Annotated in this window: 15 protein-coding genes and 2 pseudogenes; 5 read left to right on the forward strand and 12 right to left on the reverse strand. The window is 33.5% G+C overall.

Annotation, left to right across the window (positions count from 1 at the left end; genetic code table 11):
- Nucleotides 1–65 precede the first annotated feature (65 nt).
- Complete coding sequence (locus J7E81_RS11475; protein WP_215042334.1) at nt 66–917, forward strand: prolyl oligopeptidase family serine peptidase; 852 nt, start codon at nt 66–68, stop codon at nt 915–917.
- A gap of 181 nt (nt 918–1098) precedes the next feature.
- Here the strand turns inward: J7E81_RS11475 and J7E81_RS11480 are convergent, their stop codons facing one another.
- On the reverse strand, nt 1099–2022 hold the full coding sequence (locus J7E81_RS11480) for a DMT family transporter (protein WP_215042335.1): 924 nt from the start codon (nt 2020–2022) through the stop codon (nt 1099–1101).
- A gap of 144 nt (nt 2023–2166) precedes the next feature.
- Here J7E81_RS11480 and J7E81_RS11485 point away from each other — a divergent pair, with 144 nt between their 5' ends.
- Together J7E81_RS11485 and J7E81_RS11490 are read left to right on the forward strand one after the other, a co-directional pair.
- Nucleotides 2167–3540 (forward strand): aminotransferase-like domain-containing protein, encoded by a 1374-nt coding sequence (locus tag J7E81_RS11485; protein ID WP_215042336.1) that lies wholly within the window; start codon nt 2167–2169, stop codon nt 3538–3540.
- 314 nt (nt 3541–3854) lie between these two features.
- Nucleotides 3855–4406 (forward strand): STAS domain-containing protein, encoded by a 552-nt coding sequence (locus tag J7E81_RS11490; protein ID WP_215042337.1) that lies wholly within the window; start codon nt 3855–3857, stop codon nt 4404–4406.
- Between the two features lie 973 nt (nt 4407–5379).
- Here the strand turns inward: J7E81_RS11490 and J7E81_RS11495 are convergent.
- Nucleotides 5380–5613: a hypothetical protein gene (locus J7E81_RS11495; RefSeq protein WP_215042338.1), complete on the reverse strand. Its 234-nt coding sequence runs from the start codon at nt 5611–5613 to the stop codon at nt 5380–5382.
- Nucleotides 5614–5763: 150 nt separating this feature from the next.
- On the opposite strand from J7E81_RS11495, the gene J7E81_RS11500 reads away from it, so the two are divergent.
- Complete coding sequence (locus tag J7E81_RS11500) at nt 5764–5931, forward strand: hypothetical protein (RefSeq protein ID WP_215042339.1); 168 nt, start codon at nt 5764–5766, stop codon at nt 5929–5931.
- Between the two features lie 598 nt (nt 5932–6529).
- Here J7E81_RS11500 and J7E81_RS11505 read toward each other — a convergent pair.
- The 5 genes and pseudogenes from J7E81_RS11505 to J7E81_RS11520 form a co-directional block, all read right to left on the reverse strand.
- On the reverse strand, nt 6530–6814 hold the full coding sequence (locus J7E81_RS11505) for a hypothetical protein (RefSeq protein ID WP_251028596.1): 285 nt from the start codon (nt 6812–6814) through the stop codon (nt 6530–6532).
- A 776-nt stretch (nt 6815–7590) separates the two neighbouring features.
- Nucleotides 7591–8127, reverse strand: coding sequence for a CBO0543 family protein (locus J7E81_RS11510; RefSeq protein WP_251028597.1), 537 nt, complete (start codon nt 8125–8127; stop codon nt 7591–7593).
- Between the two features lie 413 nt (nt 8128–8540).
- Nucleotides 8541–8633 (reverse strand): annotated as a pseudogene (locus tag J7E81_RS30535) (transposase); the annotation flags it as partial.
- A gap of 401 nt (nt 8634–9034) precedes the next feature.
- Complete coding sequence (locus J7E81_RS11515) at nt 9035–9337, reverse strand: hypothetical protein (RefSeq protein ID WP_215042342.1); 303 nt, start codon at nt 9335–9337, stop codon at nt 9035–9037.
- Between the two features lie 793 nt (nt 9338–10130).
- Nucleotides 10131–10679, reverse strand: a complete 549-nt coding sequence (locus J7E81_RS11520; RefSeq protein WP_251028598.1) for a DUF4367 domain-containing protein — start codon at nt 10677–10679, stop codon at nt 10131–10133.
- A 345-nt stretch (nt 10680–11024) separates the two neighbouring features.
- On the opposite strand from J7E81_RS11520, the gene J7E81_RS11525 reads away from it, so the two are divergent.
- Nucleotides 11025–11600 (forward strand): dihydrofolate reductase family protein, encoded by a 576-nt coding sequence (locus J7E81_RS11525; RefSeq protein ID WP_215042343.1) that lies wholly within the window; start codon nt 11025–11027, stop codon nt 11598–11600.
- A 490-nt stretch (nt 11601–12090) separates the two neighbouring features.
- Here J7E81_RS11525 and J7E81_RS11530 read toward each other — a convergent pair.
- The 5 genes and pseudogenes from J7E81_RS11530 to J7E81_RS11550 form a co-directional block, all read right to left on the reverse strand.
- A pseudogene (locus tag J7E81_RS11530) lies at nt 12091–12537 on the reverse strand (carboxymuconolactone decarboxylase family protein).
- A 562-nt stretch (nt 12538–13099) separates the two neighbouring features.
- The gene (locus J7E81_RS11535; RefSeq protein ID WP_251028599.1) at nt 13100–13600 is read right to left on the reverse strand and encodes a UPF0158 family protein; all 501 of its coding nucleotides are present in this window, start codon (nt 13598–13600) and stop codon (nt 13100–13102) included.
- A gap of 894 nt (nt 13601–14494) precedes the next feature.
- On the reverse strand, nt 14495–15082 hold the full coding sequence (locus J7E81_RS11540) for a hypothetical protein (RefSeq protein WP_215042344.1): 588 nt from the start codon (nt 15080–15082) through the stop codon (nt 14495–14497).
- A gap of 173 nt (nt 15083–15255) precedes the next feature.
- A complete protein-coding gene (locus tag J7E81_RS11545) occupies nt 15256–15687 on the reverse strand; it encodes a DUF4275 family protein (protein WP_215042345.1) in 432 nt (143 codons plus the stop codon).
- Nucleotides 15688–15847: 160 nt separating this feature from the next.
- On the reverse strand, nt 15848–16552 hold the full coding sequence (locus J7E81_RS11550; protein ID WP_215042346.1) for a class I SAM-dependent methyltransferase: 705 nt from the start codon (nt 16550–16552) through the stop codon (nt 15848–15850).
- Between the last annotated feature and the right edge of the window lie 187 nt (nt 16553–16739).

The following is a 16739-nucleotide window of genomic DNA, read 5'->3' on the forward strand; positions in this document are numbered from 1 at the left end:
ATGGCAATCAAGGATTTGTAAGGAAATACAAAATGCAACGAAATATTAATAGAGGTGATTTGAATATGACATATCCAGTAATTAAGAAAATTGATTACAATCCGTCTTTGAAAGGCTTGGCACACATATTCCCAGATATTATTTATTCACTCTCCCAACCAAAAGGTACGAAGATGACGATTATATCGCCGCAGTTTCCCGAAGACTCACAGGAAAAGTACCCATGTATTGTCTTCGTGCAAGGCAGTGGCTGGACTTATCCCAATATGTATTATCAAATTCCACAGCTCTCCCAACTTGCTGCAAAAGGCTATGTGATTGCCACCATTACTCACCGGAACAGTTTGGAAGGAAATTCTTGGCCGGCCTGCTTTGAGGATGTAAAAACAGCAATCCGATTCATGAGAGCAAAGAGCGCGGAATATCATATCGATTCTGAGCGAATTGGGATTTGGGGTACTTCCTCCGGGGGAAATATGGCTTTGCTGGCTGGGCTTACAGCTGATGATCCTGCCTATCGAACGGAGGAATATGCCGATTATTCGGATGGAGTTAAGCTGGTCGTGGATTGCTTTGGTCCTGCAGATTTGCTAAAGCGGGAAGCTCGGCTTGAAAATCCTACTCCCGTCGATATTGCTCTGGCGGGAGGAAATCCAAAAGAAAATTTGGATGTTTTTAAGGATATGAGTCCCATTTACAAAGTAAAGGAAGGAATGACGTATCCGCCATTTTTGCTGGTACAAGGAAATAACGATGAGCCGGTCCCATATGAGCAGAGTCTTATGATGTTCCATAAATTGTGTGACTGTGGAGCAGATGCCCAAATGATTGAGGTTGATCATGGACCGCATGAGGGTACTTTCTGGAGTCAGGAATTATTGGATCTGATTTTTGGGTTTATCATCGAACGTTTATAAAAAAATCACATGCCGTCTGTTTTCCATCTTTAGACTGAAAACAGACGGCATGTTCTGCTTGTGCTATTAGCCAATGAATGTACGAAAAAAATAACTGCCCTTTTCCCTGTCACCTATTTTTTAAGCACTTAAATAGGATTCCTTATTGTGTAAAAGCACCCGTTAGCTTAAGTATATTTATTCACAAAATTTTACCTTTATCATGAAAAGCACTATTATTATCATGTGACTCCTTCTTTATCACAGCTTCATTTTTTCCAATTATTACGCATATTACAACAACAATCGCTAAAACAATCGTAAGCCATTTAATCGATTCTCCTAAGAAAAATACAGAAAATCCAATCATTAAAAAGGGCTGTAAATATTGAATCTGTCCAACTCTTGCAATCCCTCCCAAGGACATTCCACCGTACCAAGCGACATATGCTAAAAATTGGCTTACAACAGCTAAATAGAACAAACTTATCCAAGCTTCGATTGGTGCTTGTAACATATCGACTGATATGCTTAAGCAAACAGGAAATATAAAAAACGAGGCTCCAATTAATATAGCCCAAGCGATGACTTGCCAACTACCAAGCTCTTTTGATAGTTTTCCGCCTTCTGCATAACTTAATCCAAGTATTAAAACAGCTACAATGAGTGCAACATCTCCATTTTGTAATTGACCTAAACCTAAATACACGGCATAAAGAAGCACTGCTATTGCACCAATAATACTCGAAATCCAATAGCGTTTCGATGGGCGCTCTCCTCCACGCCACATAGCAAAACCAGCTGTCGCAAGTGGTAGTAGAGCCAGTTCAACTGCACCATGCGAAACGGGCAGTGATTTCATTGCAAATGTTGTTAATAACGGAAAGGCAAGTACAGCACCGGCGGCGACAATTCCTAAACTTTTCAATTGTTTTTTATTAGGTAATGATTCTTTTTTTATAATAAAAATGAAACATACGATTATTGCCGCAATAACTGTCCTACCCAACCCAACAATTGTCTCACCGAAATAAGGGACAGCAATACGTGTAGCTGGTAATGTGAGACTAAAACAAACTATGCCAATAAAGCCGATCAGCATTCCCCTTTTAATATTGTTTTCCATTCAAATTCCCCCTTCACAAACATTCAAATGTATTCCATAATCATGTTTAATAAGCTTATTAAACATGATTGTAATGGGTATCGACTCTTTTTAATACAGTAAAATTCCACATCTGTCATGGTACAGATACGAAGGAGAATCTATATGACTACAAAATATAGAGGTATTTTAGAATGGATGATGCAACAAATAAAGGATAAGCAGTTAAAAACAGGTGATAAATTACCTTCTATTCGGCTGCTCGCTGAACAATTTAAATGTAGTAAAAATACTGTTGTAAAGGCATTACTTGAATTGGAACAACAACATATTATCTATGCTAAACCGAAAAGTGGCTATTACGTTGTTGATTATTACCAAACACCTAGTCCACAAGAAAATGATATTGATTTTTTATCTGCTGGTCCGGATAAACGTATCATGCCTTATGAGGATTTTCAGCATTGTATGAATCAGGCAATTGACCATTATAAAGAACAATTATTTACTTATAGTGAGCAACAAGGACTTTTTTCTTTACGAAAGGAGCTTGCAACGTATTTACAACATTTACAAGTATTCACGAAACCTGAACGACTTGTTATTACTTCTGGCTCACAACAAGCGCTTCACATTCTATCCATCATGCCGTTTCCAAATGGGAAAAAGAATGTATTAATTGAGCAGCCTACTTACTTTGGTATGATAGATACCTTACAGTTAAATAGGATTACAACGTTGGGAATTGAATTAACAATGGAGGGTATTGATTTTGAAAGGCTTGAGAACTTATTTCGAACCAATGATATTAAATTCTTTTACATCATTCCAAGATGCCATAATCCACTTGGGCATCATTATACAAATGAAGAAAAGAAAAAAATCGTTGCTCTTGCAGAAAAATACGATGTATACATTGTAGAGGATGATTTCTTAGCAGAGTTAGATCCTGATTTAAAAGCAGACCCTTTGTTTGCGTATGAACCGAACGGAAGGGTCATTTATGTAAAGAGTTTTTCGAAGGTATTTTTGCCAGGGCTACGCATTGCCACTGTTGTGCTCCCTGAAAAAATGATTCCCACCTTCGTAAGCTATAAATTTAGCACAGATTTCACTTCATCGACCCTTTCACAAGGAGCATTAGAAATCTACTTAAAAAATGGTATGTTTCAATATCATTTAGAAAGCGTAAAGAAATTGTACCTAAAAAAAATGAAAACATTATTAAAAGCCTGTTCATTGTATTTACCGAACTATGTTCATTTTACAAAACCAAAATGTGGTTTTTATCTCACCCTCTTTTTGCCTTCACATATAGATGTCAATAAATTGATTTACTTATTACATGAAAAACATATTTATGTAGACAACGCTTCTAGAATGTACTTACCTGAAAATAAACAACAAGCCATTCGACTAAGCATTTCACAAGTAAATGAAGATAAGATACATCTCGGTATTCAACAATTAGCAACTTATATCACTGATATGTGTGAAAAAAAGAAATACAATCCACTATTGTTTAAATCCTATCATTAAAGTAAAAAAGACATCTTTGTATCAATGTTTCTAATCTATAATCAATTATTATTTAAAAATACAATTGATTTATAAATATTCTACAAATTTAAAAAAGTCTATTCCTTAATCGTGAGGAGGAATCGACTTTTTTGGGTTGAACTCTGCGTAGCGGACAAAATTTCGGAAATATTGTTGGTACGTCTTAAAGCGTTTTTCTATTAACCTGCACCGTTAGCCGAATTGGAACTTTCTCTAATATTTTTCTTCAGTTAATCAACAAAAAATTAAACCTTTTATATTCTACTAGGTTTAGAATATCACAAAAAGGGTATATGTTATCTGTAATTAGAAGAACGGTATGGCAGATTATAAATTCAATAGATGAAAAACAGGCAATAATAACAGGGAAAACGGAATATTCAATACTTGAAAAACTAATAAATGACAGAGTCGATCAATTCCTAAACAATTTTTTCCTTAGTTATTCAGATTACAAAGATGAAATGATCCTTCAGCAAAGAGAAATGGTAGAACATTTGTCAGTTCCGATTATTCCTGTAAATTCAATGCTTTCTGTTTTGCCTTTGATTGGTACCATTGACTCGTACAGGATTAAAATAATTGAGGAAAAAATTTTAAATGATATAGCTAAATCTAGAATCCAGACACTTGTTATCGACCTTTCAGGAATAGCCATGATGGAAAGGGATGTCATAGGTTACTTTGAAAAAATATTAGCTGGTATTTCTATGATGGGATGTAAAGCTATACTTACTGGAATCAGACCTGACCTTGTGAAGAAAATGGTTCATTCTGGAATAAGATTTCAACAAGATGCTGAAACTAGAGGCACATTACAAGAAACTTTAAAGAGATACCTTTAAAGTAATTTGAACAAGACACATTCTTTATAAAAAATAATCAAACCAAATGAACCCGTAAGAATTTTGAAAAAAGCAACACCCATTCATTTAGGAGTAAGAATAAGGCAACCCCGAAAAGTTGAGTTTAAAAATAAGCAGTTAACCAGCTGACCTCTATGGAGGTCTTTATTTATTATAATGCACTTTAAGTCAATTCATAAACTATTCCTTGTTAACAAACCTGACCCGTTAGTGCAACAAAAAAGGAACCATTATGATTCCTTTACCAATGCAATAGTTTAAAATTTTCTTTTACCCTTTAATTCAAAAAGGTATTGAAACCAATACAGTAAAAATGCCTTAGAAAAGAAATAAAGGAAAAATTGAAAGTTATTAAATCGAACCAATGTATAATACCTAAATTTTCTTGAAAAATATGTGATTGGATAAGCAAAGGTAGCATTAATAATTCCATTGATTAAAATAAACCATATAAAATATCCGTTTGCCCATTTCAAAGACCACATAGAGACTGCTAAAAATGGACCAATTTGGAATGGAAATTCCCCAAAGAGAGTGGATTTAGGTTTATTAAAGAAGACCCACCACCTTTGTTTTTTCCCATATCGTGCATGAAGCATTTCTACGATTAAAATAAGGATGGATGCAGGTAGAAATTTTTTTATGTTGCGTGACCCTAATAAGGGTAGTGTTAACCATGATAGTAAAACCATAACAACATTAACTAATCGTTGAATTTTTATTGTCATAGTTTCATCACCCCTTCTTAAAGTATAGATTCCCCTTTTCTCGGTAAATTATCTGCTATCGGTTATTTTTTAACTTTGAAAAAAGCCTGGTGGGAACTTTTTTAGGACAAAAAAGACTCCCCACTAGGGAAGCCTTACACTAGAATAGTTTTATTTTTCTTTAGCCATACTTAGCGGTGTAACACCCACCATCAAACCAATCAACCTGCCATTTCTGCTTACAGCTATGACAGACTATCGTAAATGTGTCGCTTAAAGTTTTTGTTTAAGATCCGAAGTAAAGCCTCTAACACTTTTTCCTTCAAATCAAAATCATCCCTTGTTAATTCCATTAATTTAATTTCCCCAGTCCTTAATTGCTTGGTGATAAGATTTATATATCTCTCATTAATATCAATTAGTTTCTCTTCAAGAAACATACATTGTAACTCGTCTGCAATCAATTTTTCTATCTTCATTTGATTACCTCCAAGAATAGGTATTCGCCCTATATAATACACAGGTTTTGAAATTAGGTACCTTTCCTAAAAAGTTTTCTTTTTAAATTTGAATTATTGGCAAAAAAATCTACATAATAAATTTATAATTTAAAATAGGAGTTGCTTAAAATGACAATTTATAAAAAAGTTGAAAGTATCTTGGGGGTTGATGTACGGGCACGTCATAAAAATCTAGACAATAAAAATTATGACCCTTTTAAAAATCCATTAATTCACAAACAAATAAAGGGTAATGAACATGTTCCACTTCATATATCTAAATTATGGGGAGATTAATTTCTCCATTATGAATCCTTCATTATTTTGAAAATGTAAAAAATTATTAAAAAGGTTACTCCTATAGAAATTAATAACGGGGTAGAAATTACACTCATAATTATCACCATTCAATATTTTAGGGAATAAAAACCGCTCTCTTGAAGGCTTATTTTATCCTATTTTATTGTATCCATGCTGAATTGATAATAATTGAGGTGTTATAATCGAGGGGTTAGTTTCCTTCTGCTTTTATTAGTGCCATCAGACGTATAATTAATCATTTCAGATAAGAATTATGAATGTTTAATGAAATTTAAGTATTTTAAAGTATTTTTTACCTACTGTAGTGCATGTTTGTAATGTAATGAACTTAAACTATTCTGCAACGTTAGTGGAAAATCTAAGTTCCAGCCACATCCGTTGCACCAAATCGGGTCAGCATGATAATCAGCTTCTATTTTAAATCATTAAGTATACTCACATTTACAAACATTTTATACAAAAAATATTTCTACCTTTATTTAAAATTAAAAAAAGAGTTGGCGTTGCAACTCCTTAAACTTAGCAGGTTATTTACATAAGATAGAGAATTATGTTGTATTTAATTCCTATTATTTTAATGTAGAAAGCTCCATCCAGTTTCATAAACACTTTTATTATTCCAAGTAGTTTGCCAATAACCCACAGAACCTACTGGTTCTAATTTTGGCGACAATATAATGCTGAACATACGTCCTCTATTACCAAGCTCAAGATAGCGTTTATGTCGTTTCAAAATTTGCTCTTTACTCTCTGAACCTCCAAGATGCTGCATCATTTCTGGAGCGTTTAAACGAAAAAGTAAATCAAGGTTATTATCCTCCCAAGGCATTATCTGAATGATATTGTTACTTGTTGACAAATTTCCTTCATCCCCTCACTACTTAATTACTTATTCTTTCTTTATGAAAGCTAAAAATCCTCTATTAATTGATATTTTGTTGAACTAACCTGCCTCATTAGTTACGTAAGGAAAAGATGCTGCCACAGCACCACCTTCACTTACACAAAAGCCCCCCTCAGTCGAATAACAAAAAGTTCCACCCGATTCTGAGAGTATGCTATACTGCTATACTGTCCTTTGGATTTTATTAGGGGGATGAATAATGAAATTCAAGGAAAAGAAAAAGAATATCACCACCGATGTACCGTACAGAGAACGAGACTTCCTTCAAGAATTTATGAATGAGAAAGCAAAAAAAGAAAAGGAATGAAAATATCCGCTATTTCATTCTGATCGTTATTCCTTTGATTTCCCTTCTGAGATGGGGACTGAAAGGCTGTGTACATTTGTACACGACAGCAGAATCGCAAAAGCAGGAGAGTTCATCGATAAGTGCGAGAATCCTTATGCCTTCTGGCAGAGAGTTAATGGGAAGGATTGTGAAGACCCCCGAAAACTATACACCAATTAAATTACACCGTCGAGGATTGGAGAGAGGACAAAGAAACTCTCATTAGATTTAGTTGATTTTCCAGCTCCTTTTTTCACACTGAAAAAGGATAGCGTCCCTAATTGTTTCATATTTTTTTAACCCCCCGTACTTATTTTAGTTTAAACTTTTTACTTTGTTTGTTCCCATAGGCATTCTTCACTTTTTTCTTTTACTAAACCACCCAGTTTGAAAAAGAATTTTTCTATATTGGAGTAAGTTTCTTTATTATAAAATAAACTATTTGGGAGAGTACAAAAAACCCAATAAATGAGTAAGTATGTGTCCAGTTATGTAAAGCAAACATCTGCCCTTTTATAAATAGAGGCTCTATTATATATGAAAAACATCCAGATAGTAAAAAGGAGAAAACCAAGTAGGTTTTAAAAGTTTTCGTGTACTGGTACATAAACATAAAAGAAGTTGGAATTACTGTCATATCAGCAGGCAATAAAGGAGGTACTGTCGGTAACAACTTATCTGGATAACCCCATAAAATCATGTCTCCCCCAATTACATCGGTTATCGAAGCGAAAATTGCCCAAATTAAGCCATAACTGAGGATTTCAAAAGTTCTTTCCTTATCACGAAATCTTATCCATATAAGCCATGGTATTGTAGCTGAGATCAGCAGTAACCACCACTGCCAAGTAAATAGGTCATCATGGAACCAGTGATTAATTGAAATATCCCTCAGAGTTTCTCTTACCTTTTTGACATCTTCAAAAGTCGGATATTTCAAAAGTTTACACTCCATATATCACAATTTATACTTTCTTAATTTATCCATCAATTCTCAATATATTCATAAAGTAGTCTGCATATATGAAGAACAGAGCTTAATTTATAAATTTTCTTATTGAGCTAAACTGTCTGATAGTTTAAGTACAACAAGTCACAATCTTACTTGTGAAAAAGGAAAAATGGCGACCTTCTTCTTAAAGTATCGTACAGGATATTCAATCTTTTATTTATCGCTTTTTAAAAATATCCGATAACCAAAAAGAAAGGATCATAGCAGCCTAATGTGGGAAAGCAATCATAAACATAAGAATCCCTACACCTAAGTGGTCTTGTATATATAGATTTGGAAAAAGACTATATTCAATTGGCTGAAACAACAACACTCCAATAAAGGATGGGAAAAGAGGGATAAATTTCACCTTCAAAAATACACTTTTTTAGTGCGTTATATATCACGAGATAACTCTTTCCCATGCTTACATCAAGCGCTATAACATGTTTCAAAATAAATCTATCCTCCTAACTTGTTTCGGAAGTCTTCACCTTACAATTATCGATTCCCATTTCTTATACACGATCTCAAGGATCCAACATACTCAAACCTGATTCAAATAAGGTAAGTGAAGTAGGTCAGTTTATGTTACGAATTCTAAGATCCAAAAAAGCCCCCGACCTATGCTTCACTTCAACTATATAAAAAAAATAGTTGTGCTTACCAATGCCTTGGTCTGCACAACTAATCTTAGTATGTTTATATTCAAACCTCATATTTCTTCATTACAGGAATGCTGTCCGTTACTTCAAGAAGAAAAATAGACCGCTGCAGCGATCATCAAAGTTAGCTAATGCACCCGATAGTTGAAGAAGCCCTTTACTTCAATTACATATAATATTAGGTCTACGCATTAAGTTTCAATTCTAATTCCTTGTTTTTCGTATATTTTTATAGCAAATTCGGGAGCATATTTTGGAGAACTCCATTTAATTTTTTCTATGAAATCTTGATTACTTTCACTGAAGTCAACCCAATCAACTGTGTCTATCGCAAATACTTGAAAATTTGATTGAAATGGAGATTGACGTTTACATTTTGGGTTTGGACAACCTTTTATAGAAGCAGGCTTTATTCTACCTGTTTCAGATTTAATAGTGTCCATTTCAAGCCAATGAAAAAGTCCACAACCACAACAAAAATATTCTCTTTGCATAAAATCCCCCTTAAAATCTGAATTACTTCAATTTATAGGTATGATGAGCTAGTAGTGTTATGTGTGGTAATTGTTACCATGTAGAGGATTTAAAGGTTTGTTTTAAGAAGGAATAGGAAAATTGTAATAAATGCAAAGAATGAAATGTATTCTTACTAAAGTCCCGTTTGATTGAGTGTCTACTAACCTGCCACTTCGTATTATAAGGTCAGCCAGATATTTCTGGCTGACCAATTTATCCAAAACAACCAATAACTCGGTATAACATGCTTGTTAGTGGAATGAATGGTGCAATTGTTCTTATTGAATATCGCACCACCAGTTACTTTAAGTATAATATTTTACAATCACTTCGTAATTCAAACCTATTTTAAATCAAAAATGCTTTCACACTTTCCTGTTCCAATCCCTAACAATGAAAGGAAAGATATTAGGATTATTAACAACCCTAATAGGACCATTCCTCCTTCAGTAGAAATAAGAGAAAGAAACTTCAAATGCTTAGGGTGTTCTTTTGTATTCAAATATAGAAATAAACAACCTAGTAAAACAAAAAACACTCCTATACCGATACCAACTAAATTGCACATTAAAAGCCTCCAAAAATCAGTAATAACTCTTAATATATCACGATTAATTCATCTAATAAATTTTACTAACCTGCCCCGTAAACAAAAAAGACCGGCGCAGCAATTCCGTCTTCGGATCATGCACCCGTTAGTTTAAGTGAATAATCTTTATTAACTAACAAAAAAAGACAACCTCGCCCCTGCTCGGTTGTTTTTTATTAAATTTAATCAGTTGAGTTAGCGATCTTTACTAATATTTCGGGTGTAACTTTGTTTGATACCTTTTTGTCAATCCCGAGCATATATTGCCAATTATCTTTTTCAAAAACAAGAAAATTCATAATTGGAGCATCATCCATATAAATAGCTTTTTGACCATTTTCAAGTGTATAGACCTTTTGATTGCCTCTATCCTTAAAATTTATTTTATTTTTTAAGGGGCGGATATCAACTTTATAATTATTTTCGCGTGACTTTTCATTCACAAAATGGATTGTTAGAAAATCATTTGTGTCATAGTTCTTATCTTCATAAAATCTTCCGAATTGATGGGTGAAAGGAATTGAAGGCTTGATTTTTGGCAATTTTACATTTTGTTCAAAGTGATCTTCAAATTCCTTAACTGCTACATCAGCAGATTTATATCCACCTTGAGTGAACATTTCCTCAAATGAAGGAGGAGTATCGTTTGGATGGGCAAAGGCTATATCATTAGTTGGTACAAAATAAGCAATACAGAGTATTAAACTAATAAAGTTAATTCTTTTCTTCAATGTTCCATCCGCCCTCTTTCTCCTTTTAATAAGTATTCTTCCCGATTTATGAAAGATTATTTTTCTTGAAATATGTAACTAACCTGCACAGTTAATTCAACAAAAAAATGACCACCTCAGCGATCCTCATCCTAAACAAAAGAACCCAGTTAGTTGAACAGGTCATTCAAATAAGGTGCTACCAATTAAAGGTAACACCTATTCTGATGCTGGCACTGTCCCATTTTATTTTAATTAGTGTTACTTATAGAACTTTCTTACCAAAATTTATAAAAAATTGGTTATACTTACATTGGAGGTAAAGAAGTATGAAAAAATATCCCTCATGGACAAAGGAGACTAAAAATGAGAAAACTCGTTCTATTTCTGCACGCATCGCTTGACGGTTTTGTAGAAGGTCCGAACGGCGAAATGGACATTGGCTGGGTTTCATACGATGCTGACTTGGAGAAACACGCGAAAGAAATTCTGAGTTCTGCAGACACTGTCATATGGGGACGTGAGACTTATCAGATGATGCACAGTTACTGGACATCTGTGCCTTCTGACCCTTCTGCTTCGCAGCACGAACGGGATCATGCCGAGTGGATCGAAAAGACACCCAAAGTCGTTTTTTCCACAACGTTGGAGAAAGTCGAATGGAACAATTCCAGACTAGTGAAAGAAGATGTCGAGGAAGAAATCAAGAACCTCAAACTGCAGCCAGGCAAGGATATGGTCATCCTCGGCAGTCCTAGGTTAGCTCACTACCTTATGCAGCTTGATTTAATAGATGAGTATAAAATTACGGTTTCTCCTGTATTGATCGGCAGCGGGTTGCCGTTATTCCAAGGTCTCAAAGAGAAGATCAATCTTAAACTGATCGAAAACAAGACATTTGATTCTGGAGCCATAGCCCTCGTTTACCAGACGGCTAGATGACCTTTTCTCCTAAAGCAGATTCGACGGATACGATAGCTCAATAAGCTGCCTCTTTAACGAGGCGGTTTTCTTATCGTAAAGATCAACATCAGGATTTAATATAGCCTAAATCTAAGATGAAGACGCAAACATTAAGTAAATCATACCGGTAAAACAATTTGGGTTAGGTATCCCTAAAAAAATGCAAAATCAAGCAATCAAAAGATAATGAAAAAAAGAGCGAAATGAAAAATTGGTATAGAATGATTATTCTAACCTTGAAGTTTGAAAAAATACAATTCTTTAAGAAAAAAGAAAACAGCAAAAAAAGACCACATTTAGGTCCGGAAATTCAGTTTCTTTAAGTAAAGTATCCGTTAGTTTAAGTACATTCCTTCACATAACGTTGTTTGTCAAACAATAATCAATCTAAGTTAACATAATCCACATTAGTACAATAAAAATACCCAATCTTCATAGATAGGGTATTTTTATTAAAAAGACATTAATATCATTTCGCTAAAGTTGCAATATTTCCCATAGAAATTGAAATCCTGTTCCAACTATTTATTTGGTTTATTAGAATAACTAGGTCCACGTATTCTTTTTCTGTGTAGTGTCTACGTACACGATTATATAATACATCAGGTACACGCTTAGTCGGAATCATTGTCCCATGATCAGTTAACTCTAAAGCTACTTTTTCTGCTTCTGTATAGAATTCGCACTCTTTCCAAGCACTAATACAATATAGACGTTATTCCGTTTCTCCCATTTTTCTAGCATCAGCTGTATGCATGTTAATACAATATGACACCCATTTATTTGAGAAGCCCGAATTTTTATAAGTTCACGAATCTTTACGGTCTATACCCGTTGTTTTCGTATACTTCTCCATTTCCATCATTATTTTAAGTGCTTCTGGTGTCACATTGTAATAATCAACTCGTTGTTCCAATTCAACTACCTCCTTATACTTCATGCTTCCTAAACAATTTCCGAAAACAGCCAAACGGTGGTCTGTTTGATTAACCAAGGCTTCATGTATGCCTTTCTATTGGAAAACGTACGTTTTATACTGAAAAAAAGTGTCCCAATTTATCCGCAAAAACTGTGTCATCTCTTTTAAGCGTCACACCGTTTGCGTAAGTACATTTCTCACTAATTTCTAATTTTCGATAAGGGTCTTTTCTTAATAATTTTCTACCTCATTGATCTAACATTTGGTGGTTGTTTTATGACCGCTGAAAATAAATTACCTTCTTTCACTAAACTTCCATTAGTTCAAGAAGAGAGCTGCCATTTCTGGCAGCTCTGATCTTCCAATCTTGCCCCCAGTTAATTGAAGTTAAAACCTACATTTCTGGTTGAGGGCTAATATTGATATTTAAATCCCAGTATCATTTTTTTGGATACCATTCCAAATATCTAGCAATTACCACATTTTTTGCATTCGAACATATATCTTACTTCCTGTTATACTCATATGCATTTTCTTCACTTTGAATTTCTGTTTTAATCTATTCAATAAAGTTTATCTTATGTTCCTGGCACCATTGAATCGCAATTTGCTTAAAACAGTCGTCACGGAATAAGTACCATTGTTCCTCCATGTCAAGGTCAATTATTTTGTCCTTAAACCTTCTAAAAGCACCTTTACCCTTAATGGCCCTTAATAAGGATTCTTGCTTACGATCATCACTAACGGATAAGCAAAAGTTCTCCATTATTTCATACTCATTCACTTCATATTTAGTAGGTAACTCTATATAATTATCAAAGTTTTCAACCACATCATTTGCAACCAATCTATTTTCTTGTTCCCATTCAGGTAAATCTTCAAATGGTTCTTCATCCTCGGCTGCACTCAAGTCTTCGCATGATATGAGCACTATTTCACCCGTTTTATTATTTAGGAATGAATGTGACTCTTCGAACTGCAACTCCATTTCCTCAATAATATCTCTTAGTTTTACTTGTACGCTAATTATTATTTCACCTCCAAAAAGTAGGTTAAACAAAGCTAAATAACCCAGGTAAGTAGTGTAGTGATAAAAAGAATTTGTCCCATTAGAAAATTAATATTTCGCTCTCTTGTTAACTTGCTTGGTAGGAATTTATTTACTATAAAGTTGATTGTAATAACTAATACTAATGTAAAAATAAAAGTTAAAACAAACTCATATAGCATTAATGTCACTCCATGCGTCATTGTTTTGTATATTATTCCCATTCAAGCTTTGTTTAACAAACTTATTCTGTAAAAACACTAAAAAAAGCCGCCTAAGCAGCTGCTAGTGAAAGCCTTGCACAGTTAACTAAAGAATTCTAAAATAACCTCCAATCTCCAACATCCCAAATAAATTGGCAATAAACATAATACAAAACTAAGATTGAATTAACCATCATACAAAAATTGTAAAAAAAGTCTTTGGTGGACACATTAATTAATAAACCAAGAAATAGAAAGTTACCTAATACAGGAACTAACGTAAACCACATTCTTTCATCCCAAATAGAGACTGTACTAGGATTTAGCCACATAATAAATTGGTCCGAGACTTGTGCAATAACAGAAAGAAATATAAATATGCAAATCAAAATAAATAATAAATGCCTTTTCATCTTTACATTCATTCGAATTCTCCCCACTTTTGAGAATAGAAATAAATTTGATCTTCCATTATTATTTCAATCGAGCAAATAAGTTAAGCGTTTCCGAAGAAAAAGATTCGCAAAATTAAATAACACTAGGAACAAACTATGTAAAAAGGAATATTAAGTTTGTAACATAGAAATTCTATGTATGTGAATTTAAATTAAATTTATTAACTTTTAATGAACCGACCGGCGGATTTACCAATAAAAAAAGATAGCATCGGCGACCTATATTCAAACATGAAGTACCCTCTAGCTTAATAAGAACCAACAAAATACCAATGTTCATCTAACTTTTCTATTTGTTTAAAATCTCCACCAAAATCGTTATGGCTTAGCTTTTTATCATATGGTGAGTATACGAATCCAGAGAAATTATCTAATATCCCACGATATGTGAAAAACAAAATCAAGTTATTGTTTTTTTCGATAACTACCTCTCCGCCACCTTTAGATAATCGGTGATATTGTTTAGGTAATTGGATAATTGATGAATCGTAAGAAATGTTGGGTTTCAAAGTACCGTTTTTCACCATTTGCACTACTTCTTCTCTTTCCGATCTATGCGATTTGAAGTCCAAATCTAAAATGACTTGAGTAAAAGGAAAGTACAACCATAATAAAATTGTTATTATTTGAATGGTTAATGGCTTCCAATCCTTATGTTTAAATAAATGTATGGTGGCCTTTACTGTAATGAAAATAAAAAATCCAAATATCACTAACCAAACAGGTGCCATCAAAAATTCTTTTATTATATCGACCAAATACCATTGAAAAAATTCTAGTAAAATAACCAATATACTACTTGCTAATGCCAAGAATAAAAGTTGATTTTGTTTCAAATATTCCACACTCTCATAGGATCGTTTTTTGGCTTCATTTTATAGAAATAATGACTAGAATATCAATGGTATTTTGTGACAGACCTTCTCTTCTAACTGGCCACTAAGTTGAACAAATAAAAGCCACCAGAAAAGGCAGCTGGGATCTTGGATACTAGTATAATCTAAAATTGCTATTCCCCCATTTGTTGATAGAAATAGGGTCCACAAAAGTATTCATGAGTATGGACATATGTCCATGAAAAGTTTTTATCAACCACATAAACATCATTTATATAATGATCAAATTCATTGATAATGTCTTCGGCCTTTAAACTTGTAATGTTTTCAAGTAATAATACATATTCATTGTCTTGATAAAAAATATAACAAGTATCTTTCATTGTCCTATTAAAGGCATCCCTTGCTTTTTGTTCTTCTAAACAAGAGAGTTTTTTATAGCTAAATATATGCCATAAATGCTGATGTAAATAAATTTTTCTTTTTTGGGATTTGCTAAGGTGCTTAGCGAATGTTTCTTCCCATTGTTTCCGAAGTTCGTTTCTCTTGTTTTTTAATTTGGTAACAATGATTCCCTTGGCTTTTAACAAATCAATCTGTTCCATATTGTACTCCTCAAGCTTTCTCCGGGTTATTTTACTAAATTACTAAAGCACCCCGATAATTGTAGGTATTTTCCCCTTATAATAAGCTTAAATACCCAAATCACAGCAACAAAAAGGCAATGGAGTGAATTCCACTGCCTACTCTTACAAGCAAAAAGTATTACCCTTTATTAATTTTTAACATTGAGTTAGCATTTACCTGAAATTCATATGGAACTTTAACTTCTTCCACAGAACAGCCATTTTCAGTTAGATAACTTATTATTTTATCTAAATGTTCATATCGCTTTCCTTCCAAATCCACCAAAGGAAAAATACGAATTTCTTCTTTGGTAACTCTTAATAGCTCGTTGAAAGTGTTTAGATGAAATTCATAATCTAATCGGTCAGCGTACATAAAAAGAAAATGGGCAGAAAGAAGAACATCAAATTCTCCATCCTTAAAGGGTAATGAGGGTAAAGTGACCGGAACGTACCTTTCAATTGATTGTTTCATATCCTTTACACAATGATTTAAAGCACTTAGCCGATGTTTTCTAAGCCCCTCTATATCATTAAAATAATCCCAAATATAATTAGTTTTTGCTATTTCCATCTGTTCCATCGCGTGTTCAACATCCTGTATTCCTTTATTAAAAAGATCTTCATTAGAATGATAATATGCGATATCGGCAGCTGTTATATTTAACCCTGATGCATTGCCAACGGCAGTAAAAGAACATGCCCCAGCTGGACAGTCAAGTATCCTTTTCCCCTTCAGTTCTGCTACCGAAAGAGAAAACATGTCCAAATATTCTTCAAATGATCTTCCAATGAAAATAATTCTCTCTAAATCTAACTTAGTGCTCTGCTCAGCTCTACTCATCTAAACTCACCTCTATAAAAGAATTAAATTCATATTATCATAGCTGACTGGAAAAAATGACCTTTTATGAGAATTTTATATTCTTAAATTTTCCGAATCCCAGAGAAATGAAAAATGAAAAAGATCATGAACTCTTGGCTGATCTGAATAACCTGTTAGTTTATTTTAGTACAATATAAAAGGTACC

Source organism: Bacillus sp. ISL-18 (assembly GCF_018613415.1).
GTDB lineage: Bacteria > Bacillota > Bacilli > Bacillales > Cytobacillaceae > Neobacillus.